Raw genomic sequence first — 26778 nt, 5'->3', positions numbered from 1 at the left:
CGCCGGAACCTCCCTTTCGGCAGGACGGGGTTCCGGCTGGCTGGGGCCGCCGCGTATTGCTAATATGCTTCGCGACTCAGTTTGGTGCTATTCAGTTCGGGGGACTGATGCATGGGACGACTTTGCCGAGTGTCCGGCTCGATCGCATGTCTTGCGGGATTGTTAGGCTTGGCCGGTTGCGTGCCGCACGACCATGGCTGGGCGGCGAGCTACAAGGAGGCGCAGGACCCCAAGATCGCCGTTGTCATGCCGGCGGAGGCGCCGTCCATCGCCCAGGAGTTCTTCGAGAGCAGTGTAACAGCCGGCCATCTCGGCATTGACGTCATCGACAAGGTCGGCACGCCGGTGATTGCGGTCGCGGCCGGCCAGGTCGACGCCTCGTTCTACGAACCGGCCTATGGCAACCGGGTGGTCATCGACCACGGCCCCGTCACGGGTGGCGTGAGCACCTACACCGTCTACAAGCATCTCGAGAAGCGGCTGGTCCAGCCCGGCGAGCAGGTCGAACGCGGCCAGCAGATTGCCACGCTCGGCGTTACCGGGGCGCTTGGCGGCGGCATCCCGCATCTGCATTTCGAGGTCTGGCGCGGCACCGGCAAGCGGCGCCACCCCGTCGATCCGCAGCGCTCCTGGGCCAACGGCCCGGGCCGGGTGACGTGCTTCGATCCGGCGGCGCCGGCGGAGACGACAGGGTTTCGCTTGACCTATCCGGTGGGATGCCGGTAGGGGCGCGCGGGTTTCCCTGCCCTTCAGGGGAGGGTGGCCCGAAGTGACGGGTAGGGTCGTGTTCTCGGCCCTTTGCTTGAGTTCAGGGCGTTTGTAGCTGCAATCGATTCACGGCAACGATTGCTCCGCTCTGCGGACCGCTCCTCCCCCCTCCGCCGGCTGCGCCGGCACCTCCCCCGAATGCGGGGGAGGAAAAGGCGCCGGCGGAATGCGATGGGTCGCGGCTTCCTTCCACGGGTCCGGAATGTCTGGCGCCTGCGGCTCTCCTCCCTCCCCCTTGAGGGGAGGGATTGAGGGTGGGGGTAGGGACCACCCGTAAATTCCGCATTCGCGGATCGTTGGCTTACCCCCACCCGCGCCTTTGGCGCGACCTCCCCTCAAGGGGGAGGTTGGTGCCAGCGGCCGGGCAGCCCTGCCCTAGAGCCCCTTCTTCAGGCTTCCGAGAATGCCGCGCACCAGCGCCCGGCCGAGCGAGCTTGCCACCGTGCGGGCGACTGACTTGATCACCGTCTCGGTGACCGTCTGGCGCTGGTAGCCGACACGGGTGGTGCGCTTGCGGTCGGGCGCGCGGCGGCCGTCGGACTGGCGCTCGTCGTCGTCCTCGCCGCCGAAGCCCGGCAGCGTCCAGCGACGGCTTTCCTTCACTTCGGTGGTCACTTCCACTTCCTGCTGGCGCACCTTTTCCTCCGCAACGGCTGCCTGTTCGGCGCGCTTGGCGAGGATTTCATAGGCGCTCTCGCGGTCGACATCGGTGTCGTACTGGCCGGCGACCGGGCTGACCGCCATCACCTTCTGCCGCTCGACATCGGTGATCGGACCCAGCCTTGACGCCGGCGGCCGCACCAGCGTGCGCTCGACCATCGAGGGCACGCCCTTCGGCCCGAGCATGGAGACCAGCGCCTCGCCGACGCCCAGCTGGGTGATCGCCTCGAAACAGTCGAAATCCGGATTGGGGCGGAAGGTCTCGGCCGCCACCTTGACCGCCTTCTGTTCGCGCGGCGTATAGGCGCGCAGCGCGTGCTGGATGCGGTTGCCGAGCTGCGAGAGCACCGTCTCGGGCACGTCGAGCGGGTTCTGGGTGACGAAATAGACGCCGACGCCCTTCGAGCGGATCAGCCGGACGACCTGCTCGACCCGGTCGATGAGGATCTTCGGCGCATTGTCGAAGAGCAGATGCGCCTCGTCGAAGAAGAACACCAGCCGCGGCTTGTCCGGATCCCCGATCTCGGGCAGTTCCTCAAACAGCTCCGACAAGAGCCAGAGCAGGAAGGTGGCGTAAAGCCTGGGGTTCATCATCAGCTTGTCGGCGGCGAGCACGGAGATGGCGCCGCGTCCGTCATTGGTGGTGCGCATGATGTCGGGAATGCGCAAGGCGGGCTCGCCGAAGAAATTCGCGGCGCCCTGCTGCTCGAGCACCAGCAGGCTGCGCTGGATGGCGCCGACGGAGGATTTGGAGACATTGCCGAACTGGGCCGAGAGCTTTTCGGATTCGCCCGCCATATAGGCGAGCATCGACTGCAGGTCCTTCAGATCGAGCAGCGGCAGGCCGTTCTCGTCGGCGAGCTTGAAGGCGATGTTGATGACGCCCTCCTGGGCTTCCGACAGGTCCATCATCCGCGAGAGAAGCAGCGGCCCCATCTCGGTCACCGTGGTGCGGATGCGGTGGCCTTTCTCGCCGAACAGGTCCCAGAAGATGGCCGGAAATTCCTGCACGTCGTAGGGGTCGAGGCCGATCTGGGCGGCGCGCTTGTCGAGAAAATCCTTGTGCTCGCCAAGCGCCGCGATGCCCGAGAGGTCGCCCTTCACATCGGCGCAGAACACCGGCACGCCGGCATTGGAAAAACCTTCGGCGAGGATCTGCAGGGTGACCGTCTTGCCGGTGCCGGTGGCGCCGGTGACCAGCCCGTGCCGGTTGCCATATTTGAGGTCGAGATATTCGCCCTTGTTGATGGAATCGTCGGCCTTGCGGCTGGTGCCGATATAGATCTTGCCGTCCTCGAGCATGATATCCCTTCCCCTTTGATCCGCACCGCAGTCGTCATCGGCCGGCGCGCCGGGTTTCACTTATAGGGAAGTGAGGTTGGGCAAACAATGCGGAAAGCGGCTGCGGAGGCAAGCGGCCTCACAGATGCGGAAGCGGCCGCGGCGGGACGTGCGGATTGCGTCGGGCCGACCCGGTCAGGGCAGGCCACGATGGCAAGCAGCAGGTTTTCATCCGCGCCCGAGGTCAGCTCCAAATCCCGGGTCGACTGCGGCGAGGTGGTCGCCATTCCGCTGTCCTCGAAACGGAGCACCAGGGCTTGGGGCTTATGCGAACTGTGCCAGCGGCGCGTCGATCAGCGCCTCCTCGATCGGACGCGTGATCCGCGGACCGGTGATCGGGCGCCAGGACCACGAGGAGGCGGCCAGCAGCAGCGTGAACAGGGTGACGGTGGCCAAGCCGCCCCGGCAGCCCGTGATCAGATTGCCGGGGGATGAGTGGTGCGGGCGTGGATGGCGATTGCAAAATCATCCGTTCGCCTTGAATGTCCCTCCGCATGCTTGCAAACGGCTGCACCGCCATTTACCCTTACGTTAACGTCATTCTTTCTTCGAGGAGCCTCCCATGGACGACCTGATCCAGCGCATTTCCACCAATGTCGGCATCGACCCCGCCACCGCAACCAAGGCGGTCGGCATGATCCTCGCCTTCCTGCTGCAGGAAGGCCCGAAGGACAAGGTGCACGAGATGATGAAGGCGATTCCGGGTTCCGACGCCATGGTCTCCGCCCAGGGCGACACGGGCGGCGGCATGCTCGGCAACCTGATGGGCAACGGCATCATGGGACTTGGGTCCAAGCTGATGAGCCTTGGCCTCGGCATGGGCGAGATTTCGGGCGTCGCCAAGGAAACCATGGCCTATGCGCGCGAGAACGGCCAGGGCGATGCGGTCGACGACGTCGTGGCCTCGATCCCGGGGCTGAGCCAGTTCGTCTGAACGACCGGCACATCCGGATGCAGCAACTCCCGGCGCGCAAGCGCCGGGTGTTTCGTTTCGGGGTTCGGACGCGTATGGAATAGACGAGGGATATCCGATCGCGGCCGCCCCGGCGAACCTCCTGCGCACAAGTTTCAGGCGGCGAGCGGCCCCCTGCCCGGCGCGGACTTCCCGGTCGCCTTGCGCCGTTCGGCTGCGACCGGAGCGTCCTTGCCGCTGCCGCCGGCAAACCAGGCGTGGCCGCGGCCGTTGTCCTTGGCGCGGTAGAGCGCCTGGTCGGCCTCGCGGATGACGGCCTTCGCCGTCAGGGCATCGTCGGGCCACCAGGCGGCCCCGATGCTGGCACCGATGCGGGCGATGCCGCCGTCTACGGCGATGTCCTCGCAGAGGCTGGCGATAATTCCCTCGCAGCGGGCGAGCACGCTGTCGTGGTCGAGGCCGTCGCGAAGCAGGATCATGAATTCGTCGCCGCCCACGCGCGCCGCCATGCCGGCCGGTCCGACCGCATCGGCGATCCGCCGCGCCGCGGTCCTGATCACCACGTCTCCCGCCTGGTGGCCAAAGGTGTCGTTGACAGCCTTGAACCGGTCGAGGTCGAGGCAGAGGATCGCGCAGCGGTCCTGGCGGCGCTCGTCGATGACGTCGTCCAATGCCTGATCGAACTGCAGCCGGTTGGGCAGGCCGGTAAGACTGTCGTGCAGGGCGCGGTGGCGGTTCTCGGCATCGCTCGACTGCAGCGCCTTCAATGCGCGGCCGTAACGATAGGCGACCAGCGCCAGCGACAGCACCACCATGACGAAGGAGACGGCGAGCGCGCCTATGGAGCGGCTCCAGATGATGTCCGAGGGCAGGTCCACCTTCCAGCTCGCCTTCAGCAAGGGCTGGCCGGCGACCTGGCTGACGATCATCGAGCCGCGACCGGCGGCGGGCGCGTCGGCCGCCTCGATGCGGAAGTCCTCAAGGCCGAGATCGCGGCCGATTTCGGCGAACGCCTTCCCGTCAAGCGGCTTGAAGGTGAGCAGCACCTTCGGCAATCCGTCGGGCAGAACCGCCACATCGTCCGGCACGATGGCCTGGGCGACGACGACGCCGAACTCGCCCTCGACGAGCCGGATGTCGGCGACGTAGAGCGGCAGCAATGACCGGACCCGATGCCCGGCGACCACGAAGCCCGCGCCCTTGGCGGTGCGCTGGGCCAGGTATTTCTCCTGGGCGGTCCTGACCAGGTCGCGGCTGTGCGCCACATAGGCAGCACCCGCTTCCGGATCCAGCATGGAGGACTTGAAGACGGTCAGTTCCGGCCTGTCGTCGGCGCCGAGCACGACCGAGGACTCGATGCCGAAATCCTCCCACATCCAGTCGGCGATTTCCGCCTCGACGAAATCGGTGTCGATGGTCGGCCCAAGGGCGCGCACCGTGTCGTCCCACTGCGAGATCTGCGACTGGTCGCGGGCGAGAATCTCCATCTGCCGCCGGATTTCCGCCTGAACGAGGTTGTGCTCGACTTCCGCGCGGACATCGTCGGCGATGCCGCCGGCAAAGGACAGGACCTGGAGATTGGAGGCCGCGAAGACGATGACGACGGCGACGCAGAGCGCATAGACACCGAAGGCGATGCTGCTGGTCGGACCGGTTCGTGGGGAGCTTGGCATGGCGAGGTTCCTGTTTCGAACGCCAGCCTATGCGGAAGTGCTGAATATCGGGCTAAGTGGCTTGGTTCCCAATGCCTTAAGAACCGCCGTGCCATCGCGGATCATTGACGTGCCAATCACCGCAAGGATACCGGGACCGGCTCCCCCGAACCGATCCCGGCCGGCGCCGCGCCTCCTCGCCTGCCCCGAAGGGCGGCCGTCAGCGGGGCCGTATGACGGTGTTGATGCGGCCGGCGATCAGCCAGGATGCAGGCAGGCCGATGACGGCTCCGGCGATGGCCGCCACGGCAATGCTCACCGCATCGACCCGGCCCATCGAAAGGGCGGCGATGACGAGGCTGCCGGCCGCCATGCTGGCGACGGGCAGGTAGACGACGGCACTCAACTTCAGCATGGCTCTCTCCGTTGCGTCGGCTCCGACGACCTGTCCCCCATGAACCGGACGGATCCGCCGGCGCGGCGACGCGTTGCGCCGCGGGTTGCAGAAGACTAGCGCAATGCAGCGGCTGCGCCTTGACATAGCTCAAGCAGTTTCTGATTTTCGGCGCACCGTCGGGGGTGTGGCGATCGGCGGTGCCGCACCGGCTGTGCCGCACCGGCTGTGCCGTTCCGGCACAGGATCATCCTGGCACGGCTTGTGCATTGTTGCCCGCATGAGAGAGCATCGTCCCACATTTAACCGCCGCGGCTTTGTCGGCGGCCTGATCGGCTCCACCGCCCTTGCGGCATGCCTCGCCCGGCCGGCGCGGGCGCAGGAGCTGTTTTCCCGCATCGGCCTGCGCGGCGCGCTCGACGCCGACCTCAACGGCCTCCTGCCCGATGTGGCCGACGACCAGAGCCGGATGCTGCAGCAGGCGATCAACGGTGCAGCGCGCGACGGCAAGATCCTGTGGCTGCCGGCGGGATCCTACGTGGTCTCCAACATCGACCTGCCCGATGGCGCGCGCATCGCCGGCGTCGCGGGCGCCACGCGGCTGATCTATGGCGGCAGGGGTCACTGCTTCGTCGCGGAAGGCGGCGGCCGCATCGAACTCTCCGGCCTCGTCATCGACGGTGCCAACCAGAGGCTGGGCGAGCATGTCACCGGCCTCGTGCATCTGCGCGGTGTGAGCGAAGCGGTCATCGAGGATGTCGACATCACTGGCTCGTCGGGCCATGCGCTGACTCTCGAGGGCTGCGGCGGCCATGTCTCGGGCTGCCACTTCTCCGGCGCGGCGCAGGTCGGGCTCTACGCCGTCGGCTCCACAGGACTGGCGATTCGCGACAATGTGGTGAGCGACTGCGGCAATGGCGGCATCCTGGTGCATCGCTGGAGTCCCGATGAGGACGGAACCATCGTTTCGGGCAACCGGGTGATGCGGATCGCCGCGCGCGCCGGCGGCACCGGGCAGAACGGCAATGGCATCAACATCTTCCGCGCCGGCAATGTCATGGTGACGGGCAACCATGTCAGCGACTGCGCGTTCTCGGCCATCCGTGCCAATTCCGCCGACAACATCCAGATCGTCGGCAACCAGGCGATCCGTTCGGGCGAAACCGGCCTCTATGCCGAATTCGAGTTCCAGGGCGCGCTGATTGCCAACAATGTCGTCGACGGCGCCACGCTCGGCATCTCGGTGGCCAACTTCAACGAGGGCGGCCGGCTGGCCGTGGTGTCGGGCAACATCGTGCGCAACCTCGTCACGCAAGGCCCCTACCCGGCTGAAAACGCCGGCTTCGGGATCGGCATCGGCATCGAGGCCGATTGCAGTGTCACCGGCAACACCGTGGATGGGGCGCCGAAATGGGGCATCCTCGCCGGCTGGGGACCTTATCTGAGGGCCGTCAACATCTCCGGCAACGTGGTCCGCCGGTCGGGCGCGGGCGTCGCCGTCTCAGTGGTCGAGGACTCCGGCAGCGCGCTGATATCGGACAACGTATTCCAGGACACACCAGACGGCGCCGTTGTCGGCTGCCGCTGGAACGAGGTGGTCACCGGCGACCTGACACGGCCGGGCGCCGAGCGCTTCAGCCATCTGACAATCGCGGACAACGCGGTCGGGTGACCGAGCCGCGCCGACGCAGGATCGACTTCAGGCAGCCTGCAGCGAAAGGCGGTTGCGCCCGCCGTCCTTGGCCGTGTAGAGGCCCTTGTCGGAGCGCGCCAGCATCACGCTCAAGCTGTCCTGCTTGCCGAGGAATCCGGTGAGGCCGATGCTGACGCTGACATTGAGCAACTGGCCCTCGATGGCGACCGGCAGGTCGGCCGCAACCCGGCGCAGCCGCTCGGCGATGGCCATCGCATTGCTGACTGAGACCTCTGGCAGCAGCACGCAGAATTCCTCGCCTCCTATGCGGCCGAGCACATCTTCCGCCCGCAGCACACGCTGCCAGCGCCGCACGAGCTCCTGCAGGACGCAGTCGCCGGCGGCATGGCCGAAGCGGTCATTGATCTGCTTGAAATGATCGGCATCGATGAGCAGCATCGCGAGGTTCTTGCCGGACCGACTCGCTCTGCCGACTTCCGTTTCCGCCAGTTCCATGAACCGGTGCCGATTGAGCGCCCCGGTCAATGAATCCGTCCAGGCCAGGCGCGTCAGTTCGCGGCGCTGGCGCTTGAGTTCGGTGATGTCGAAGCGGAAGCCGACCAGCCCGCCTTCGCGGGTGCGGCCCTCCTGGATCCTCAGCCAGCGGTCGCCGGGCAATTGCTGTTCGATGGGCTCGCCCGGATTGAGGTGCTCGAAGATGCGCTGACGCAGCCATTTCTCCTCGTTGCCGACCGCGTCCGGATACTGGCCGCGCTCCACGCCGATGCGGATGATGTCGGCGAACGCCGTGCCGGGGGTCATCAGGTCGGCACTGTCGGCGTAGATCTCGCGATATCGCCGGTTGCATATCAGCAGCCTGTCGTCCGCGCCGTAGAGCACGAAACCGTCGGGCAACGATTCCATGGCGTCGGTCAGCCGGTCCTCGGCCCGTTGCGCGCGATCGGCCAGTTTGCACATTTCCAACTGGTCGAGAACGATCGCAGCGAGATCGGCCAGAAGGGCGCGCTTCGGGCCGTCGAGGCTCCGCGGCTTGGTGTCGATGGCACACAGGGTGCCGACATTGTGGCCGTCGGGGCTGCGCAGCGGCACGCCGGCATAAAACCGCAGATGCGGGCTATCGGTCACAAAAGGGTTCTCGCGGAACCGCTCATCGAGACGCATGTCCTCGATGACCATGACGCCATCCTGGCAGATGGCATGGGCGCAGAAGGAATGCTCGCGCGGCGTCTCCGACAGGTCGACGCCGACGCGCGACTTGAACCACTGGCGGTCCTCGGCAATGAACGAGATCAGGGAGATCGGGGCTTCGAGCAATTGCGCGGCAAGCCGGGTGATCCGGTCGAACGACTCTTCCGCCAGGGTGTCGAGGACGCCGTAGTCGTGCAGTCGCTTGAGCCGTTCATGCTCGTTGGCTGGCCTTGGATTGTCTGGCATTCACGTCCTCGCGGCAGCCGCATCTCGCTCATCCATGATGAACCGACATCACCATGAAACCAACGAGGCCTGTTTCATCAAGCACTATCCGTGCGGTGGATTAATCGAAACTGAACGCGATTACCCCCAGATTTGAGGGAATTCTTCGTGGAAACCATCTCTGCCCGGCGGACGGCTTCGAAGCCGTTGCAGGAGTTGTGGAATTGGCATTCCAGCTACTGGCCGGGCCGATCGCTTCACTGCAGGACCTCAGTCGGGTGTCTGCTGGTGCTGGATCAAGCACCAGCCCTCGCCAGTCCGGCGGTAGGTGGAGGTGCAGTAGGCGCGATAGGGCGCGTCGCCTTCGCGGTGGCCGACGGCGCGGTAGGCATGCACCAGGGTCGAATCGTCCGGCTGTGCGAGATCCGTCTCGCTGATCTCGACATCGTCCCAGCGCGGCAGCGCCTTGAGACTCTGGTGAATTGCCGCGCCGCGCAGAATGCCGACCGGGGCCGCGAAGGCCATGATGCAATCGGGCGCAAGGATTTCCTCGTAGGCAGGCGATCCTTCCAGCCAGAGCCGCCGCTCAAGATCCTGAACATTGATCTGGGTCATGGCGCATACTCCTGTCAGGGCACGGACGCGATTGTCCGTGCTCTTGGTTAACGACCAAGCCGCGCGCCCGTTCCCGAATACGCGCGGCGATTCACCAGGCCGCGGTATCGACAGGCCGCGCGGCGACATGCTCGCCGTCGCATAAATGATGTCCCGACAGCGCTTCGATGACCTGGCATTGGCCGATATCGCCGTTGTCGGAGACGGCTGCGATGCGCACGAGTTCCGCTTGCAGCCGCTGCAACTGGACTATGCGGGCGCTGACAACGTCGAGATGGGCGCGGGCAATGCGGTGCGCGCGTTCACAGGGCATGTTGGGGGTGGCGGAAAATTCGACCAGTTCGCGGATGGCCTCGATCGACAGGCCGAGCTGGCGTGAATGGCGGATGAAGGAGAGTCGCGCCAGATGATCCTTGCCGTAGCGCCGCTGGTTGCCGGCGGACCGTTCCGCCGGCGCGATCAAGCCGGTCTGCTCGTAGTAGCGGATGGTCGGCACCTTCACGCCGGTGCGCCGCGACAGTTCGCCGATCGACATCATGGAATTTTTCCCTTGTAGCTCTAGTCACTAGAGAAGTTATGACTGTGCGAGCCAATTTCAAGGAGAGCTTTCATGGGCGCGGGCCATTCCCACGATGTCGCATTCGACGGCATGACGAAGGACTACAAGATCCGGCTGTGGCTGGTCATTGCCATCAATGCCGGCATGTTCCTGGTCGAGATCACGGCCGGCCGCATCGCCGGGTCCCAGGCGCTGCTGGCCGATTCGCTGGATTTCTTCGGTGATGCCATGACCTACGGCCTGTCTCTGGCGGTGCTGGGCTCGGCAATCGCGGTGCGCAGCCGGGTGGCCATGTTCAAGGGGGTGAGCCTGTTGCTGATGGGAGCCTGGGTGGCGGGCACCACCATCTGGAACCTGTTTCATGTCGGCCTGCCCTCTGCGGAGGTGATGGGCACCATCGGTTTCATGGCGCTGGCCGCCAACGTCGCAAGCGTGCTCATCCTGATGGCCTACAAGGATGGCGATGCCAATGTGCGCTCGGTCTGGCTGTGCTCGCGCAACGACGCCATCGGCAATGTCGCCGTCATGATCGCCGCGCTCGGCGTCTGGGGATCGGCCACCGGCTGGCCCGACCTCATCGTCGCCGGAATCATGTCCGGCCTCTTTCTCACCTCCTCCTTCCAGATCATCCGCCAGGCTTGGGCGGAAATGCACGGCAAGGCGCATGACGGGGATGAGCACGATGACCACCATGACCATGCCAAAGCGAAACCGGCGGCGCAGCATTCTCATTGATCGCCCCACAGCCACTCCGCTCGATCCCCGCAGCGTCATTGCCCATTGCGAAGCTTGCCGATTCCGGCTTTGATCCGGCGCAACAGCCTGAATCATACAGGGGAATGGCATGGCACATCTTGAGAAGCGGGCCTGGGTCCCGGCGGCCTGCGAGGCCCGGGTGATGGAGATCGCAGGCCGCACCGCCGAGGCCGGCGCGGTCGAGATCACCGCCCGGCTCGACCGGCTGATCGATGTCAACAGGCAGATTCACGACCGCGACTGCTTCAACCTCAATCCCGCTGCCAATGTGATGAACCCGCGCGCCGAAGCTATGCTGGCATCAGGCCTGGGCTCGCGGCCGTCGCTCGGCTATCCCGGCGACAAGTACGAGATGGGGCTGCAGGCAATCGAGGAAATCGAAGTCATCTGCGCGGAGCTTGCCGCCGAGATCTTCGATGCCAGATTTGCCGAGATCCGGGTGGCTTCGGGCGCGATGGCCAATCTCTACGGCTTCATGGCCACCTGCAAGCCGGGTGACGCGATTATCGCGCCGCCCTCCAGCATCGGCGGCCACGTCACCCACCACCAGGCAGGCTGCGCCGGGCTATACGGGCTCGAGATCCATCACGCACCGGTCAATGCGGACGGCTTCACCGTCGATCTCAATGCGCTCGCCGAGCTGGCCCATCGGGTGCGGCCGAAGCTGATCACGCTCGGCGGCAGCCTCAATCTCTATCCGCATCCGGTGGCCAAGGTGCGCGCCATCGCCGATTCGGTCGGCGCCAAGGTGATGTTCGACGCGGCCCACCAGTGCGGCATCATTGCCGGCGGGGCGTGGCCCAATCCGCTCTCCGAGGGAGCGCATTTCATGACCATGAGCACCTACAAGAGCCTGGGCGGACCGGCCGGGGGGCTGATCGTCGGCAGCGACATGGACCTCGCCGAACGGCTTGACGCCATCGCCTTTCCCGGCATGACTGCCAATTTCGACGCCGGCAAAACCGCCGCGCTGGCACTGACGCTCATCGACTGGCGCGAATTCGGCGCCGGCTATGCCGAGATGATGATCTCGGTGGCGCAGGCGCTGGCCATCGGTCTTGCCGCGCGCGGCATTCCTGTGCATGGCGACGCCCACGGTTTCACCCGCTCGCACCAGTTCGCCATCGAGGCGGCCGAATTCGGCGGCGGCCAGACCCTGGCCAGGAAGCTCGCGCAGGCGGGCTTTCTGGCTTCGGGCATCGGCCTGCCGGTCGCGGAGGTGCCCGGCGACATGAACGGGCTGAGAATCGGCACGCCGGAACTGGTCCGGCGCGGCGTGACGGTGGAAGACGCCGACATGCTGGCCGACCTCATCGCGCGGGCCATCCGCTCCAACGACCCGGCGGCGCTGGCCACCGAAGTGGCCTGGCGGCGCGGACAGTTTTCGGGCGTGCATTTCGTGCGCTCGCACTGACGCGTCGAGTGGCAATGGCGGGCCGTTACAGGCCCGCAGCGTACGGCTTCCACCGGCACGATGCATCCTCCGGGTGCCGGGCTGTCGAAGCTCAACCCGCAGCAATGATTGCTTGACGCAGAAGGTTTTAAATCCGACCATCCCGGCGAAACGTCAACGAGATCGCGACCGGCACGCCGGCTGCGGTTTTTGAGAAGGAACGCGGAGCGAAGCGAACCGAGGGCATGACATGCCCGCCACGACTTCATTCGACCCCGCAGCCGGTGATTTCAACACCGGCGCGGGCAAGAGGCTCTCAAAGAGAGAAACATGCTGGCAGTGGTCGCAGGGGACGCGACCGGCAGGTTTCCGGGAGAATACCGATTGCAGACCGGGCTTGACGCGCACGCCGTACGGGTGAATGCGCCCTTCTGTTCCTTTGTCCCCCGCCGGGCCGGCGGCACTTCCGACACCGCCGCCAGGGCGGGCCTGCAATCCCACCCGGTCATCCTGAAGGTTATCGATCTTCCGACCACCGCGCCACTGCAGGGGCTCGCACGATGACGCATGAAACAGCCATCGCCATCCGCGGCGTCTCCAAGATCTTCGGCCCCGTCGAAACCGGCCTCAAGGCGCTCGACAACGTCTCCGTGGACATCCGCCGCAACGAATTCTTCACGCTGCTCGGCCCATCGGGCTGTGGCAAGACCACGCTGCTGCGGATGATCGCCGGCTTCGAGACTCCAACCAACGGCGCCATCGAACTCGACGGAACCGACATCACTGCCGAACCGCCCTTCCGCCGACCGGTCAACACGGTGTTCCAGAGCTACGCGCTGTTTCCCCATCTCACCGTGGCGCAGAACATCGCCTTCGGGCTCGAGATGCTCGGCCGCGGCAAGGACGAGATCAAGGCGACGACGGCTGAGATGCTGGCGCTGGTGCGGATGGAGGCGATGGCTGCGCGGCTGCCGGCGCAGCTCTCCGGGGGCCAGCAGCAGCGGGTCGCGCTGGCCCGCGCGCTCGCGCCGCGGCCCTCGGTGCTGCTGCTCGACGAGCCGCTGTCGGCGCTCGACCTCAAGCTGCGCAAGCAGATGCAGATCGAGCTCAAGCGCATGCAGCAGGACACCGGCATCACCTTTGTTTTCGTCACCCACGACCAGGAGGAGGCGCTGACCATGTCGGACCGGATCGCGGTGATGGATGCGGGTCATATCCTGCAGATCGGCAGTCCGCGCGACATCTACGAGCGCCCGGCCAACCGTTTCGTCGCCGGCTTCATCGGGGAATCCAACTTTCTCGACGGCACGGTGCTTGCCGCCGGACCACCGGCGCGGATCGCGCTCGGCGGTGGACAGGAACTCTCAATCGACACTGCCGACAGCCCCGCTGCCGGCCAGCCGGTGACACTGGCCGTGCGCCCCGAATATGTGCTGCTCGGGGCCTTCGACGCACCCGGCTCGCTCAGCGGCAGGATCACCAACCTGATCTATTTCGGCACGGACATGCATTGCCACCTCACGCTCGACAGCGGCGAAGAGCTGGTGGCCCGCATCCCTTCCGGCCTGTCGGGCAAGGAAGGGCTGGAGACCGGCGCCATCGCCGGCGTCTCCTTCGCCCCTGGCGCCCTGCGCATCGTGGGAGCCTGACCATGGCCAGCGCCAAGCCCGCCGCGACGGCCCACCGCTCCGACAGCGGCGTCATGGAGCGCCGGGCAGAGCGCGAGCGGACACGCCGCAACTGGCTGTTGTCGGCGCCCGCGCTGGCGCTGCTGGTGATCGGCGCATCCGGGCCGCTCATCATCGTGCTGGTCTATTCCTTCATGACGCCGGGGGATTTCAGCGGCGTCGAGTGGACCCCGACCTTCGACGCATGGGTGCAGATCTTCTTCACCCGCGACATCTTCGACGACACCCTGGGGCTCGCCGACGCGCATCTGTCGATCTTCTGGCGCTCGGTGCGGCTGTCGCTGCTGACCACAGCCATCACCATCGTCTTCGGCCTGCCCACGGCCTGGTTCATCGCCACGCGCCCCGGGCGGGCGCGGACCTTCTGGCTGTTCCTGATCACCATTCCGTTCTGGACCAATCTCCTGGTGCGCACCTTCGCCATCCTCGAGATGATCCGCAACGAGGGACTGCTCAACACCTGGCTGATCAAGCTCGGCGTGATCGCGAGCCCGCTGCAAATCATGTACACCGACACCGCCGTGCTCATCGGCATGGCCTATGTCTACCTGCCGCTCATGGTGCTACCGCTCTATGCCGCCATCGAGCGCTTCGACTTCCGGCTGGTGGAGGCGGGCTACGATCTCTACGCCAACCGCCTGCAGGTGCTCCGCCGGGTGATCCTGCCGATCGTCAAGCCGGGCATCGTGGCGGGCTCGATCCTCGTCTTCGTGCCCTCGCTCGGCGCCTATGTGACGCCTCGGGTGCTCGGCGGCGGCAAGAACATGATGATCGGCAACTTCATCGAGCTGCAGTTCGGCCAGGGCCGCAACTGGCCGCTGGGGGCATCGCTGTCGATCTTCCTGCTGCTGATCGTCATGGTGGCGCTGCTCTACTATGTGCGGGCGTCGACGCGGGGGTCGAGCCATGACTAGGACAAGCCCCCGGCCGTTCTCGGTTCGCCGCCTGCCCGGCTTCACAGCCATCGCCATCACCTGTTTCGTGCTGCTCTACGCGCCGATCGTCACCATCGTCATCTACTCCTTCAATGCCGGCGACTCAGTGGCGCTTTGGCGCGGATTCTCGACCAAGTGGTACACGGTCGCCGCCGGCAACCAGATCGTCCAGGAGGCCACGCTGCGCTCGCTGGTGATCGCGCTGTGGGCCTCGGGCATTTCCACAGTGCTCGCGACGATGGCCGCGCTCGGCACCACGCGGGCCCGCAACTACCGCGGCCGGACGCTCATCTACATGCTGATCAACCAGCCGCTGATGGTGCCGGAGATCGTCACCGCGGTGGCTCTGCTGATCTTCTTCTCCTCGATCAAGATCGCCACCGGCTATTCGGGGCTGGGCTACCTCATCCTGGCGCATTCCGCCTTCTGCATTCCCTTCGCCTATCTGCCGATCCGGGCACGCATGGAAGGCATGGATCTGGCGCTGGAGTCGGCTGCCGCCGATCTCTACGCCACGCCGTGGCAAACCTTCCGCCGCATCACCCTGCCGCTGATGGCGCCGGGCATCGCCGCCGGCGCCATGCTCGCCTTCGTCGTCTCGCTCGATGACGTCATCATCACCGAATTCGTCAAGTCCGCCGGCCAGGACACGCTGCCCACCTACATGCTCGGCCAGTTGCGCCGCGCGGTGACGCCCGAGGTCAACGCGATCTCCACGGCGCTGCTGGCGCTGACCGTGCTGCTTCTCACCGTCTTCTTCATCCTGTCGGGGAGGAACACGGCAAGAAGCTGAAGACATTTTCGCCCACCCAAGGAGACAACCCATGCGCCTTTCAACACTGACCATGACCGCAGCCGCGCTGCTGGCCACGACGACGCTGTCGTTCGCCGCCGGCGAGCTCAACATCTACAACTGGGGCAACTACACCAACCCCGACCTGATCAAGAAATTCGAGGAGAAGTTCGACGTCAAGGTGACGCTCACGGACTACGATTCCAACACCACGGCGCTGACCAAGATCGAGGCCGGCGGCCACGGCTTCGACATCGTCGTGCCGACGGGCAACTATGTGCCGATCTATGTCGAGAAGGGCCTGCTGCTCGAAACCCGCCCCGACGAAATGGAAAACTTCAAGAACGTGGCGCCGCGCTGGGTCGACGTGCCGTGGGACATGGGCCGTCACTACACCGTGCCGTGGCAGTGGGGCACGACCGGCATCGCGGTGAACAAGAAGAGCTATTCGGGCGACATCAACACCTCGGCCATCTTCCTTGATCCGCCGGCCGAACTGGTCGGCAAGGTCAATGTGGTTCCGGAAATGAGCGACGTGATGAACCTCGCCATCTTCTATGTCGGCGGCGAGGCCTGCACGGAAGACAAGGAAGTGCTCAGGAAGGTGCGCGATCTGCTCGTCGCCGCCAAGCCGAAGTGGCAGTCGATGGATTACGGCACCACGGACAAGCTCAAGAACGGCGAATACCAGGCGACCGTGAACTGGAACGGCTCGACCTTCAAGGCACGCCAGGAAAACCCGGACGTGGCCTACGGCTATCCGAAGGAAGGCTATCCGCTGTGGATGGACGCGGTCGCCGTGCTCAAGGACGCCAAGAACGTCGAGAATGCGAAGCTGTTCCAGAACTTCCTCATGGAGCCCGAGAACGCGGCGATGATCTCCTCGTTCGCCGGCTACGCCAACGGGATTTCCGGCTCGGCCGAGTTCATGCCCGAGAAGATGAAGGGAGCGCCCGAGCTCGAGACACCGGAAGACCTGCAGGCCGCCGGCCAGTTCCTTCCGGTCTGCCCGAAATCGGCACGCGACATCTACACCGCGATCTGGACCGAACTGCAGAAGTAGGTCCGGGTTGCGCAGTTGAAGGGGGCGGCTCTCGCGGGCCGTCCTTTTTTGTGGGTGGTGTGTCCAAATTATATATTTGGCGCTTTTTCATCGCCACCAAGCCTTGCCCTGGCAACGCGCTTCAAAAATGGAACCCACCATTCTTCAAGCATTACAATTGGAACGAGAGCTATTCCCGACACAACAAAAGTGGTCACCACCGCAGCAAATACACCAGCCTCAACGTAAGCGTAGCTTGAGACACTCAGAATAACGAGCGTGTGGACCAGATAGAGTGGGAAAGAGATCTTCCCCAGAACGATGCTGGCGCTGCCTGAAAGTACCCTTGAAACCGTTGGCATGGCTATCAATCCAGCAATCAGCAAGACGGACGCCAGCACTTGATAGTCCGCCTTGGTCCTACTCATTCCGATTACCAGGATTCCCAGCAGGACGAGAGGTCGTGGCTTCACACCTATGATTAGCGTCGGCCAATTTGCGAGGACGAAGGCAAGTAGCGATCCAGCCAAAAATGGGAAAGCTATCGGATAGGCAAACCGTGTAGCGCAGCCCAAAAGGGTCAGCATCACGAACCCTGCCCAACGGTGCTCAAGAAATGCCACTGTTGCAGTGGCGAAAACAATCAAAGATCCAAGGAATTCGGGCCGCATGGTCCATAAATTACTATTGTAGTAATTGTTCCGGGGAATCAGAAAAACGCGCCAAACCTGTGACAATGCATCGGCGCTTGTGGCTGTGAACCCGTTGGGGAAGTTGGCATTCCCAAATGTGGCCAACCACTTCGATCCGGTGATTTCTGCTGCATCCAAATAGTTTGTACTTCCGAAATCCAATATAAGATAACCAACAGCTATGGTGATCGACGCAGGTAGCATCAGGCGGGGGAGTCGTTTCAAGGATGAGACTATAAGGTAATTTAAACTAGGACTTTGGAAGAAACGATAAGTCAATACAAATCCCGACAGGGCGAAGAAAAAATTCACTGCAGCAGAACCATTTATCAAAAAGTAAAGCGGAGTTTTACCCAAGCCACGCGGGAAATTTTCCTTTATGTTTGGCAAGAAAGCTATACATATATGATGAAATACTACGATTATCGACGCTATACCTCGCATCGCCTCAAGATAAATTAGTTTGACTGACGGTATTTTTTTCTCAATCACGATATTTATATTTCCCTTATATTTGCGATCCAATTCGCGTTTTTAGGATCAATACTGTCTATATGGCCACAGAAATGACCGGAGGTAATTGAGCACGAAATCCAGGCGGAACGCTTGGGATAGGACTCGATGGTAGAGGCACGTTCACTCAATGCGGAGAAGCAACACAGAACTGCATTTACCGACAGGCCAGTAACCGCCCCGACGGATTCGCTTTCCGTCTAGCGATTGGATATCAGCAGCCGCTCCAGTGGGCCGCAGTGGGGAGTGCATTTTCAGTGCTTCATTCCCTCGTCCCTCAATACGGCGTGCCGTCCTTGCGGGTGAAGTCCCATTTGCCGCCCTCCCCAAACACGGCCTGGATATCATCCTCCGGATAGCTCACCTCGTCGCCGGGCGTGCGGTCGCCGATCTCGAGATAGACCACATCGGCCTCCGAGCGGTTGAGCAGCTGATGGGCGACGCCGCCGGCGGGAAAGCCCGCGCACATGCCCGGCGTCAGCACCGCCTCGCCGCGGTCGGTGACCAGCACCGCCTCGCCCTGGAGAATGTAGACGAACTCGTCCTGACGCGAATGCCGGTGCAGGAGCGCGGTCTCGCCGCCCGGAGAGAGCCGGGTGAGATTGACGCCGAAATTGCCGAGCCCGAAGAGATCGCCCAGCGGCCGCTTCTCGCGGCCCGCCATGCGGCTGAAGAAGGGCTCGGGATAATTGGATCGCCTGGTTCGGGGAGCCGCTTCTGCGGCGACGATGGCGAGCGGCGGCAGGTCTTGGCTCATGTCAATGCTCCGAAGGAGGAAGCGGCGCGCGACCGCCGGGCGCGGCGTGACCCTAGATGCAGATAGGGACTGCGTTCCTCGCCAGGCGACAACCTGCTTCGCCGCCAGGCGGCTGTCAATCCGCAGCGGCGACGGCCGGACGCCGCGTCAGCCGGCCAGTTCGCCGGCCGGGCGCACAGTGCCCACCTCGATGCCGTTCCAGTTCCGCATGGTGCGCGACGCCATGGCGCCGAGCTTGCCGCAAATCTCTCCGTCGTCGGCGAAGAGTTTCGCCAGCACGGCGGCGACCATCGTCTCGGCGCCGCGGCCGGCGCCGTCCTCGCATTTGAGCGCGATGCCGACGCCCTTTTCGGGGACCGCGGCGCAGAAGACGCCCTCGGCGCCGGTCTTGGCGAAGATGCGGCCGGGCGCGATCTGCATGAGCTCCGTGCAGGCCCGGCCGGTGCCGGCGACATACCAGGGCTCGGCCATGCAGGCCGACATCAGCCGTTTGGCGGCTTTGGCGCGAACCGGGCCGAGCCCGGTACCGGTGGCCATGCGGGCGAAGCCGTGGGCGATGCCCCTGAGCGGGCTCGCATAGGTGGGGATCGAGCAGCCGTCGGTGCCGCAATTGTCGACGCCCATCGGGTCGCCGGTGAGGCTCGAGACCGTGTCGCGGATGGTCGACTGGACGAAGTGGTCGTAGCCCACATAGCCGTGGTGGTCGACGCCGGCATGGCAGGAGAGGCAGAGGAAGCCGGCATGCTTGCCCGAGCAGTTGTTGCCGAGCTGGTTCGGCTTGTCGCCGGCGCGCGCCTGCTCGATGAGCACCGACTGCTCCGACGACCAGTGCCGGCCGCATTCGAAATCGGCCTCGCCCAGTCCCGCGCGGGCCGCCATGTCGCCGGCGAGCGCCATGTGACCGGGCTCGCCGGAATGCGACGAGCAGGCGAGCGCCAATTCCCGCTCGCCAAAGCCGTAGGCGTCCGCCGCACCCGTCTCGACCAGCGCCAGCGCCTGCATCGACTTGGTGGCCGAGCGCGGAAACACCGGCCGGTCGATGTCGCCGAGACCCATGACCAGACCGCCGTCGCCGTCGACCACGGCGACCATGCCGCGATGCAGGCTTTCGACGACGGCGCCGCGGGTGACTTCGACAAGGACGGGGTTCTGCATGGCGGATTCCAGTTCAAACGTTGGATGTGGCCGCGATTGCTACGCGGCAAAACCGCGGCGGGCAAGGGTGCCGTGGCTCAGGGGCCGCCGGTTTCGTCCAACAGCGGCGATATTGGGATAATATTCCTGAACCGAGCCAAGGAGGTTGCCATGTTGATCCACAGCCATCGCCTGTTCGCCGAGGGCGGCGCGCCCGTCCGCTTCCTGCAGGCCACTCACCAGGGAGGAACGATCCGCCCGCGGTTTCTCATCATGCACTATACGGCCGGCGGGTCGGCGGAGGCGACCGCCCGCTATTTCGCCGGCTCCGCCGCCCGAGCCTCGGCGCATCTCGTGATCGGCCGCGACGGCGAGATCATCCAGCAGGTGGCCTTCGATCGCGCCGCCTGGCATGCCGGCAAGAGCCGGTGGGCCGGCGTGACCGGCCTCAATTCCTGCTCCATCGGAATCGAGCTTGCCAATTGGGGGCTGCTGTCGAGCGGACCGAAGGGCCATTGCTCCTGGACCGGCGCCGCCGTCGAGCCGGAGCGGGTGATCTTCGCCGCTCACCGCCACACGCCGGAACGGCAGCAGGCCTGGGAGATCTTTCCGGCGCCGCAATGGCAGGCGGCGGTTGCCGCGGCGCAGGCGATTGTGGCCGTCTACGGCATCGGGGAGGCCGGCATCCTCGGCCATGACGACATCGCCCCCGGCCGCAAGATCGATCCCGGCCCGGGCTTCGCGCTCGATCGTTTTCGCGCAGAGGTGACGGGCCGCGGCGGCGACGGGGCCGAGGAACCGGAGATCTTCACCGTACGCTCGCCCTCGGGCCTCAACCTCCGCTCCGGCCCCGGCCTCTATCATCCCGCACGCAAGCTGCTGGCCGACGGCGCCAGGGTGCAGGTTATCGAGCGGCAGGGGCAATGGTGGCTGGTGAGCGAGATCGTCGACGGCCGCGCCGACGCTTCCGGCTATGTTCATTCGCACTGGCTGCAGGCGGGGTGACGAGGATACGGATACGGGGCGCCAGAGAGCAAGGAAGTGACAATTCGACCTTGCCCCTCGTGGTTCGAGGCCCGGTGGCCCGCCGCCGGGCACCTCACCAAGAAGGGAACCGGAGTGGCGCGCACTTCACAATGGGGATCGGCGATGCGGGGAGTTCTGGGACAGCGACTGTTCTGGTTGCCTCCACGACATCTTCGCACACTGCGCTCTCCACGCCGTCACTCCTGCCCTTGAGCCGGGATCCGGAGACCCGCGCGTCCCCTCGGTGCGAGACGCTCGTCTTCCGGATGGTCCGAAGTGTCATCCGGCTCGCGGACGCTCGCCTGCTGGATACCGACCCGGGCCGGCATGACGGAGGGGAGCCGCCGTCATGTCGCTCCGCAACCATGCGACTGCGGCCCACTCCAGCGCTCGAAGGGCAAGGGTGGACCACCGCAGCTCCCAAGGCAAAATTCCCCGCCCTTCCAACGATCCGGCTTGCGGCCGGCCCGATCCGCGCTATTGCTGGGGAACTGATCTGCAACGGATTTTCCGCCATGCTGCGCACCATTCTCGTCACCCTGATCGGCCCGGTGCTCTGGGGCACGACCTATATCGTCTTCACCCAGACGCTGCCGGTCGGGCACCCGCTGTTCGTCGGCGCCATGCGGGCGCTGCCGGCAGGCCTGATTCTCCTCTCCCTCAATCCGCGCCTTCCCACGCGCGCGGCGCTCGCCCGGCACGCCGCCGTGGGGGCGACCAACATCACCATCTTCTTCGCCATGCTGTTTGTCGCCGCCGCCCGCATGCCGGGCGGTCTGGCGGCGACGCTGGGGGCGGTGCAGCCGCTGATCGTGATCCTGCTGTCGGGCTGGCTGATCCGCACCGCGCCGAAGCCATTGCAGCTGCTGGCGGCCTTTGCCGGTATTGCCGGCGTCGGCCTGCTGGTGCTGTCGCCGGGCGACCGGCCCGACACTCTGGGCGTGCTGGCGGCGCTGTTCGGCGCCTGTTCGATGGCGATCGGCACGGTGCTGATCGACCGCTGGGGCCGGGCCGGCAGCCCGCTGGAAATGACCACCTGGCAGCTCATCCTCGGCGGCGCGATGCTCTTGCCGGTGGCGCTGCTCGTTGAAGGCGTGCCGCCCGCGCCCGATTTGCGCGCCGTGGCGGGCTATGCCTGGCTGATCCTGCTCGGCACGGCGCTCGCCTATTTCGTCTGGACCCGCGGCATCTCGAAGCTCGGCCCGTCGGCGGCCTATCTGGCGCTGGCAAGCCCGGTGGTGGCAACGATCATCGGCGCGGTGGCGCTGGGAGAGGTGTTTTCGGTCTGGCAGTGGATCGGCATCGCGCTGGTGCTCGGGGCCACGGCGGTGGGCGTGAGCGTGCGGCGGCGGGCGTAGTGCGCATGGACCATCATGGCCGGTGCAGGCGGAACGTCGAATCTGATGCAGTCGGGACCACCGCGACCCCCACCGGGATCGCGATAGCGAGGGCTCGCCAGAGGCCGAAGGCGCGGATGTCCGTGCCCGGCGTCCCCCTCACCGCCCGGCGATGATCCCGGATGAGGTGAAGCCGCCGTCGACGGTGAGCACATGGCCGTTGATGTAGCTGGCTTCGTCCGACAGCAGGAAGCGGATGGCGCGGGCGACTTCGGTGGAGCGGCCGTAGCGGCCGAGCGGCGTGCGGTTGGTCCAGGTCTTGCGGTCGTCCGGCGAATGCAGCTTCTGGATCAGCGGGCTGTCGATCGGACCTGGAGCCACCACATTGACGCGAACGCCGGACGCGCCCCATTCATTGGCCAGCACCTGGCTCAGCATCACCACCCCGGCCTTTGACGCGCCGTAGGCGGCACGGCCGGAATTGGCCCTGAGCCCCGAGACCGAGGCGAGATTGACGATGGCGAGGCTGTCCCCCATCTCGTCGAGGGCGGCCTTGCAGACAATGAAGGTGCCGGTAAGATTGACGTCGATGATCTGGCGGAACGCCTCGATCGAGGTCTTTTCGGCGGGCATGTCGCGGGCGATGCCGGCGCAATTGACGAGCCCCGTCACCTGACCGAAGACGCCAACGGCGCGGGCGATGGCCTCGGTCACCTCGTCCTCGTCGGTGATGTCGCAGGAAAGCACCAGCACATCCTCGCCCTGGTGGCGCTCCTCGGCGCGAATGACGGACTCGTCATCGACGTCGAGTATGGTGACGCTGGCGCCGTCATCGATGAGCGCCAGCACCGTGGCTTCGCCGATGCCCGATGCGCCGCCGGTGACGATCACATGGCCGCTGACGAAGCCGGTGTCACTCACCGGATCCGCTCGAGGATGGAGACGTAATTGGCGACCGCCGCGCCGCCCATGTTGAAGATGCCGCCGAGCGTTGCGCCCGGCACCTGGATGCCGCCGGCCTCGCCGGTGAGCTGCATCGAGGACAGCACATGCATGGAAACGCCGGTGGCGCCGATCGGGTGGCCCTTGGACTTGAGCCCGCCCGACGGATTGACCGGCAGGCGGCCGTCTTTCGCGGTCTCGCCACTCATGGCGACGCCTGCCCCCTGCCCCGGCTTGGCGAGCCCCATGGCCTCGTATTCGATCAATTCGGCAATGGTGAAGCAGTCATGGGTCTCGACGAAGGACAGATCGTCGAGCGAGGTGCCGGACCTGGCGAAGGCCTGCTTCCAGCCCACCGCGCAGCCCTCGAAGGCGAGGATGTCGCGCTTGGACATCGGCAGGAAATCCTGCACATGCTCGGCGGCGCGAAACAGCACGGCGCGCCTGGACTGCATGGCGGTGCCGACATCGGCGAGCACGATGGCCGCCGCGCCGTCGGAGACCAGCGAACAGTCGGTGCGCTTGAGCGGTCCGGCGACGAAGGGGTTCTTGTCGCTCTCGGTGCGGCAGAACTCGTAGCCAAAATCCTTGCGCATCTGGGCATAGGGATTGTCGACGCCGTTCTTGTGATTCTTGGCGGCAATCATCGCCAGGGCATCGGACTGGTCGCCGTAGCGCTGGAAATAGGCGGCGGCGATATTGCCGAAGACTCCGGCGAAGCCCGCGGGTGTGTCGCCGTCCTCCGGCAGATAGGATGCCTTGAGAAGATTGGCGCCGATCTGTGGCCCGGGCGTCGTCGTCATCTGCTCGACGCCGACCACAAGGACCCGCTTTGCGGCGCCCGCGCGGATCGCCTTGATGCCCTGGTGGACGGCGGCGGAACCGGTGGCGCAAGCGTTTTCCACCCGCGTGGTCGGCTTGAAGCGCAGGCCGTCATCGGCCTGCAGCACTAGGCTCGCAGTGAAATCCTGGGCCGAGAAACCGGCGTTGAAATGGCCGAGATAGATCTCGTCGATGTCGGAGGCCTCGAGGCCGGCGTGTTCGATGGCCTCGCGGGCGACGCGGGTGACGAGCGATTCGACCGTCTCGTCGGCAAGTTTGCCGAACGCCGTGTGCGCCCAGCCGATAATGCATGCGGACATGAAATTCTCCCGATTGATGGCGCCATTTTGGCCGTGCGCGCGCATTTGTAAAGAGACATGGCGCACGGCCACAGCACTGAAACGATTAGGTGCGCGGCTTGTTTCGGAGACCGGTCATCCTACCGGCAGCTCACCGATTGTTGATTGGCGAACGGACAGTCGGCGCTGGCATTGAAGCCGGTGCGAGGTAAAAGAGGCCCATGCCGATCCACCGCCTTCTTCTGCTCTGTCTGATTGCCGCCGCGCTTGCCTTCACCGGGCCGCTGGCGCGGGGACTGAGCGCGCGCGACGCGGCGCAGCCGGCCGTCATCGCGATTGCAGGGTCGCCCGCCATCCAGGCGGGCGGCGTGGCCGCTTCCAAGCACTGCCAGCGCGGCGCCATGGCATGGACGAGCTGCGCCATCGACCTCGGCTATCCGACCGATGCCAGGCAGCTGGCGCTGGTCTCCTCTTTCGCCGCCCACAATCGCTCGCTCTCCGAAATCGGCCGCGGCCTGCGCGAGGGCCGCTTCTTCCGGCCGCCGCGCCTGAGCTGAAACGACAGGCGGGCGTGCCCCGGGCGCGCCCAGTTTCATTCAGCACAGGAATTCGACCCATGATTACCCGACGCCTTTTTCTCGGCGCAGCCTCGATGGCCGCGCTCTCGGGCTGCACGACGACGGGCAGCAGCCGACAAGCCGGCACCGATGTCGCCGTCGAAGCGCAATCCTCCATCATGCCGGCCTTCTATGGCGCGGTGGAGGACGGCGGCTTTCTCATCCCCGCCGTGCCGGCTGGCGTGGTCCCGCCGCGCTACTGGCGCAGGCGCGTTGCCAACCCCTTCCCGCAGGAGGCGGCAGGCACGATCATCGTCGATCCGACGGCGTTCCACCTGCATCTCGTCGAGGAGGGCGGAACGGCGATGCGCTACGGCGTGGGCGTCGGCAAGCAGGGCTTCGCCTGGTCGGGGGACGCCGTCATCCAGTACAAGCGCAAATGGCCGACGTGGAAGGCGCCCGACGACATGGTGGCGCGCAATCCGAAGCTCGAGCCCTATTCGGTCGCCAATGGCGGCATGGAGCCGGGGCTGATGAACCCGCTTGGCGCCCGGGCGCTCTATCTTTTCCACAACGGCGAGGACACGCTTTACCGGCTGCACGGCAATCCGGAGGCGAACTCGATCGGCAAGGCGGTGTCGTCGGGCTGCATCCGGCTGCTCAACCAGGACATCATCGACCTTCACGACCGGGCTCGCAGCGGCGGCAAGGTGATCGTCAGGCCATCCAGGATGCCGGCGGCGTTGAGCTAGAGGCCCGAGAGCCCGATAGGACCGGCACGCCGACCGATGGCCCGCAAGGGCCGTTGGCCGGCGCCGGCAATTGCGGCAACATCAGGCCTCGAGCAGCTTTCTGTCGTATTCGAGCAGCCGCGCCGCCGATGGCCGGGCCTGGCAGCGGGCGACCCAGTCGCGGATGGCGGGCACGTCCGGCGTGGCCTTCGGCATCCATACGAAGGTCGAGCTCAGGAGCAGGTCGGCGGCGGAATACGCGTCGCCGAGAATGTAGGGGGTCTCTTGCAGCTGGTTGGCAAGCCGCGCCGTCATCTCCTTCACGCCGCGAAAGGTGGAGGTCAGGATCGGATGCGAAAGCCCGGTAAGCTCGACCACCATGACCGGCTCCATGACGTCACCATACCAGGCAAGCCAGCTCAGCAGAGCGCCGCGGTCACGATGCCCGATCGGCCGGCCGAGACCGGCGTCGGGAAAAAGCTCGGTGAGATACAAGATGATGGCGCTCGATTCCCAGATCTCCACCCCGTCATGGACCAGAAGCGGCACCTTGCCTTCGGGATGCGGATTGGCCGGATCGGCACTTCCGGAGCCATCGATGCGGGAGATGCCGACGATGCGGATCTCCACCTGGTCGAGAATGCCGAGTTCGTCGAGCAGGCGGACGATGCGTGAGGAGCGGGAATAGGGGGAGTGATAGAGGGTGAGCATGGCAGGCATCCGGATCGGTTTGAGCGTGGACCCACACTGGCAGATGATCCTGTCAGATTTTGTCAGTAATCTTCACCGGTGGTTGATGACCAAGGCCTGACTGTTCAGCGGATCCGGCCGGAATGCATTCGTCGCGGCGTTGCCGGACAGCGCCTGAGCTCAGGCCAGACCTTCGAGCCCATACAAGGCCGGTCGGATCTTTTCCAAGAGGGCAAAGGGATCGGTAAGCGAGGCCACGACATTGATGAAGACGGTGGGCTGCTCGGCGATGAAGCGGATGTGGAGGATGTCGCTTTCGCGGTGAACCAGGCTGCAGCCTATGTAATATTGGGCTTCGCCGATCACGACATAGAAATGGTCCGGGAATTCGGTGAGCCGCGACGTCGCCATCAACCCGCCCTCGGAAATATTGAGAACACGCAGTTGGCCTGTCGCAAGCTTGCGCAGGCCCTTGCGCGGGAACACGATGTTGAGCAAGACCGCGCATTCGCGCCGCTGCCATTTGCGGCTCTCCTGTTCGAAGGCCAGTTTGGTCAGATAATTACCGGGCGCTGCAATAGTGGCTGAAGATGGCAAGGGGAAAATCCTTATTTCTCAAATCTATACGCGTGAGGCGCAGACAAGTTCCCTGATGGGCGGCGAGCCTGCCGGCAAGATGAACAGATCGTTAATTCTGCAGTC

29 protein-coding genes are annotated in these 26778 nt (G+C 65.2%); 14 read left to right on the top strand and 15 right to left on the bottom strand.

Translation table 11 applies throughout. The annotated features are described in order from the left end of the window. Window positions 1-168: 168 nt before the first annotated feature. On the top strand, window positions 169-726 hold the full coding sequence (locus DFR52_RS10530; protein WP_158284929.1) for a M23 family metallopeptidase: 558 nt from the start codon (window positions 169-171) through the stop codon (window positions 724-726). Between the two features lie 417 nt (window positions 727-1143). Here DFR52_RS10530 and DFR52_RS10525 read toward each other — a convergent pair whose 3' ends face one another. The 3 genes from DFR52_RS10525 to DFR52_RS24990 are packed head-to-tail and all read right to left on the bottom strand — an operon-like array spanning window position 1144 to window position 3165. Then, entirely contained in the window at window positions 1144-2730 is a 1587-nt protein-coding gene (locus tag DFR52_RS10525) for a helicase HerA-like C-terminal domain-containing protein (protein ID WP_110031865.1), read from the bottom strand. 56 nt (window positions 2731-2786) lie between these two features. Beyond that, window positions 2787-2996: a hypothetical protein gene (locus DFR52_RS24255; RefSeq protein ID WP_146215587.1), complete on the bottom strand. Its 210-nt coding sequence runs from the start codon at window positions 2994-2996 to the stop codon at window positions 2787-2789. Window positions 2997-3033: 37 nt separating this feature from the next. Next, complete coding sequence (locus DFR52_RS24990) at window positions 3034-3165, bottom strand: hypothetical protein (protein ID WP_280954187.1); 132 nt, start codon at window positions 3163-3165, stop codon at window positions 3034-3036. 166 nt (window positions 3166-3331) lie between these two features. Here DFR52_RS24990 and DFR52_RS10520 point away from each other — a divergent pair, with 166 nt between their 5' ends. Next, window positions 3332-3703, top strand: coding sequence for a DUF2780 domain-containing protein (locus tag DFR52_RS10520; protein ID WP_110031864.1), 372 nt, complete (start codon window positions 3332-3334; stop codon window positions 3701-3703). A gap of 134 nt (window positions 3704-3837) precedes the next feature. Here the strand turns inward: DFR52_RS10520 and DFR52_RS10515 are convergent, their stop codons facing one another. Together DFR52_RS10515 and DFR52_RS25035 are read right to left on the bottom strand one after the other, a co-directional pair. After that, entirely contained in the window at window positions 3838-5355 is a 1518-nt protein-coding gene (locus tag DFR52_RS10515) for a diguanylate cyclase domain-containing protein (RefSeq protein WP_110031863.1), read from the bottom strand. Window positions 5356-5554: 199 nt separating this feature from the next. Then, window positions 5555-5749, bottom strand: a complete 195-nt coding sequence (locus DFR52_RS25035) for a hypothetical protein (RefSeq protein WP_245415280.1) — start codon at window positions 5747-5749, stop codon at window positions 5555-5557. A gap of 259 nt (window positions 5750-6008) precedes the next feature. Here DFR52_RS25035 and DFR52_RS10505 point away from each other — a divergent pair, with 259 nt between their 5' ends. Continuing rightward, window positions 6009-7400 carry a TIGR03808 family TAT-translocated repetitive protein gene (locus DFR52_RS10505; RefSeq protein ID WP_110031861.1) on the top strand — a complete coding sequence of 464 codons (1392 nt, stop codon included), beginning with the start codon at window positions 6009-6011 and terminating at the stop codon, window positions 7398-7400. 27 nt (window positions 7401-7427) lie between these two features. On the opposite strand, the gene DFR52_RS10500 is transcribed toward DFR52_RS10505, so the two are convergent. The 3 genes from DFR52_RS10500 to DFR52_RS10490 all read right to left on the bottom strand — a co-directional run bounded on the left by DFR52_RS10500 (window position 7428) and on the right by DFR52_RS10490 (window position 9948). Continuing rightward, the gene (locus DFR52_RS10500; RefSeq protein WP_110031860.1) at window positions 7428-8816 is read right to left on the bottom strand and encodes a diguanylate cyclase; all 1389 of its coding nucleotides are present in this window, start codon (window positions 8814-8816) and stop codon (window positions 7428-7430) included. A 249-nt stretch (window positions 8817-9065) separates the two neighbouring features. Beyond that, a complete protein-coding gene (locus DFR52_RS10495) occupies window positions 9066-9410 on the bottom strand; it encodes a nuclear transport factor 2 family protein (protein ID WP_110031859.1) in 345 nt (114 codons plus the stop codon). A gap of 91 nt (window positions 9411-9501) precedes the next feature. Continuing rightward, window positions 9502-9948: a MerR family transcriptional regulator gene (locus DFR52_RS10490; RefSeq protein ID WP_110031858.1), complete on the bottom strand. Its 447-nt coding sequence runs from the start codon at window positions 9946-9948 to the stop codon at window positions 9502-9504. 72 nt (window positions 9949-10020) lie between these two features. Between DFR52_RS10490 and DFR52_RS10485 the strand changes: the two genes are divergently transcribed. The 7 genes from DFR52_RS10485 (at window position 10021) to DFR52_RS10455 (ending at window position 16597) form a co-directional block, all read left to right on the top strand. Beyond that, window positions 10021-10704 carry a cation efflux transmembrane domain-containing protein gene (locus DFR52_RS10485; RefSeq protein WP_110031857.1) on the top strand — a complete coding sequence of 228 codons (684 nt, stop codon included), beginning with the start codon at window positions 10021-10023 and terminating at the stop codon, window positions 10702-10704. Window positions 10705-10813: 109 nt separating this feature from the next. Next, window positions 10814-12139, top strand: coding sequence for a serine hydroxymethyltransferase (locus tag DFR52_RS10480; protein WP_110031856.1), 1326 nt, complete (start codon window positions 10814-10816; stop codon window positions 12137-12139). Window positions 12140-12448: 309 nt separating this feature from the next. Next, the gene (locus tag DFR52_RS10475) at window positions 12449-12682 is read left to right on the top strand and encodes a hypothetical protein (protein ID WP_110031855.1); all 234 of its coding nucleotides are present in this window, start codon (window positions 12449-12451) and stop codon (window positions 12680-12682) included. Then, on the top strand, window positions 12679-13767 hold the full coding sequence (locus DFR52_RS10470) for an ABC transporter ATP-binding protein (protein WP_110031854.1): 1089 nt from the start codon (window positions 12679-12681) through the stop codon (window positions 13765-13767). Before DFR52_RS10475 ends, DFR52_RS10470 begins: the two co-directional genes overlap by 4 nt. 2 nt (window positions 13768-13769) lie before the next feature. Beyond that, a complete protein-coding gene (locus DFR52_RS10465) occupies window positions 13770-14720 on the top strand; it encodes an ABC transporter permease (protein WP_425351159.1) in 951 nt (316 codons plus the stop codon). Next, window positions 14713-15534, top strand: coding sequence for an ABC transporter permease (locus DFR52_RS10460; protein WP_110031853.1), 822 nt, complete (start codon window positions 14713-14715; stop codon window positions 15532-15534). Before DFR52_RS10465 ends, DFR52_RS10460 begins: the two co-directional genes overlap by 8 nt. 31 nt (window positions 15535-15565) lie before the next feature. Continuing rightward, window positions 15566-16597, top strand: coding sequence for an extracellular solute-binding protein (locus DFR52_RS10455; RefSeq protein ID WP_110031852.1), 1032 nt, complete (start codon window positions 15566-15568; stop codon window positions 16595-16597). Between the two features lie 68 nt (window positions 16598-16665). On the opposite strand, the gene DFR52_RS10450 is transcribed toward DFR52_RS10455, so the two are convergent. The 3 genes from DFR52_RS10450 to DFR52_RS10440 form a co-directional block, all read right to left on the bottom strand. Further along, the gene (locus DFR52_RS10450; protein WP_110031851.1) at window positions 16666-17760 is read right to left on the bottom strand and encodes an acyltransferase family protein; all 1095 of its coding nucleotides are present in this window, start codon (window positions 17758-17760) and stop codon (window positions 16666-16668) included. Window positions 17761-18058: 298 nt separating this feature from the next. Beyond that, window positions 18059-18538, bottom strand: coding sequence for a cupin domain-containing protein (locus DFR52_RS10445; protein WP_110031850.1), 480 nt, complete (start codon window positions 18536-18538; stop codon window positions 18059-18061). A 147-nt stretch (window positions 18539-18685) separates the two neighbouring features. Continuing rightward, window positions 18686-19693: an asparaginase gene (locus DFR52_RS10440; RefSeq protein WP_110031849.1), complete on the bottom strand. Its 1008-nt coding sequence runs from the start codon at window positions 19691-19693 to the stop codon at window positions 18686-18688. A gap of 150 nt (window positions 19694-19843) precedes the next feature. Here DFR52_RS10440 and DFR52_RS10435 point away from each other — a divergent pair, with 150 nt between their 5' ends. Together DFR52_RS10435 and DFR52_RS10430 are read left to right on the top strand one after the other, a co-directional pair. After that, window positions 19844-20677: an N-acetylmuramoyl-L-alanine amidase gene (locus DFR52_RS10435; protein ID WP_158284928.1), complete on the top strand. Its 834-nt coding sequence runs from the start codon at window positions 19844-19846 to the stop codon at window positions 20675-20677. 536 nt (window positions 20678-21213) lie between these two features. Beyond that, window positions 21214-22056, top strand: coding sequence for an EamA family transporter (locus DFR52_RS10430; RefSeq protein WP_110031848.1), 843 nt, complete (start codon window positions 21214-21216; stop codon window positions 22054-22056). Between the two features lie 138 nt (window positions 22057-22194). Here the strand turns inward: DFR52_RS10430 and DFR52_RS10425 are convergent, their stop codons facing one another. Both DFR52_RS10425 and DFR52_RS10420 read right to left on the bottom strand, forming a co-directional pair. Beyond that, window positions 22195-22956 carry an SDR family NAD(P)-dependent oxidoreductase gene (locus tag DFR52_RS10425; protein WP_170132246.1) on the bottom strand — a complete coding sequence of 254 codons (762 nt, stop codon included), beginning with the start codon at window positions 22954-22956 and terminating at the stop codon, window positions 22195-22197. Next, window positions 22953-24119, bottom strand: a complete 1167-nt coding sequence (locus DFR52_RS10420) for an acetyl-CoA acetyltransferase (RefSeq protein ID WP_110032069.1) — start codon at window positions 24117-24119, stop codon at window positions 22953-22955. The genes DFR52_RS10425 and DFR52_RS10420 overlap by 4 nt, the downstream gene beginning before the upstream one ends. Before the next feature lie 200 nt (window positions 24120-24319). Between DFR52_RS10420 and DFR52_RS10415 the strand changes: the two genes are divergently transcribed. Beyond that, window positions 24320-24655, top strand: a complete 336-nt coding sequence (locus tag DFR52_RS10415) for a hypothetical protein (protein WP_110031847.1) — start codon at window positions 24320-24322, stop codon at window positions 24653-24655. Between the two features lie 59 nt (window positions 24656-24714). Beyond that, entirely contained in the window at window positions 24715-25407 is a 693-nt protein-coding gene (locus tag DFR52_RS10410; protein ID WP_110031846.1) for a L,D-transpeptidase, read from the top strand. Between the two features lie 81 nt (window positions 25408-25488). On the opposite strand, the gene DFR52_RS10405 is transcribed toward DFR52_RS10410, so the two are convergent. Next, window positions 25489-26097, bottom strand: coding sequence for a glutathione S-transferase family protein (locus tag DFR52_RS10405; RefSeq protein ID WP_110031845.1), 609 nt, complete (start codon window positions 26095-26097; stop codon window positions 25489-25491). 159 nt (window positions 26098-26256) lie between these two features. Further along, window positions 26257-26673 (bottom strand): hypothetical protein, encoded by a 417-nt coding sequence (locus DFR52_RS10400; protein ID WP_146215585.1) that lies wholly within the window; start codon window positions 26671-26673, stop codon window positions 26257-26259. Between the last annotated feature and the right edge of the window lie 105 nt (window positions 26674-26778).

The organism is Hoeflea marina (genome assembly GCF_003182275.1).
Lineage (GTDB): Bacteria > Pseudomonadota > Alphaproteobacteria > Rhizobiales > Rhizobiaceae > Hoeflea > Hoeflea marina.
This window is presented reverse-complemented; position numbering and strand designations above follow the sequence as displayed.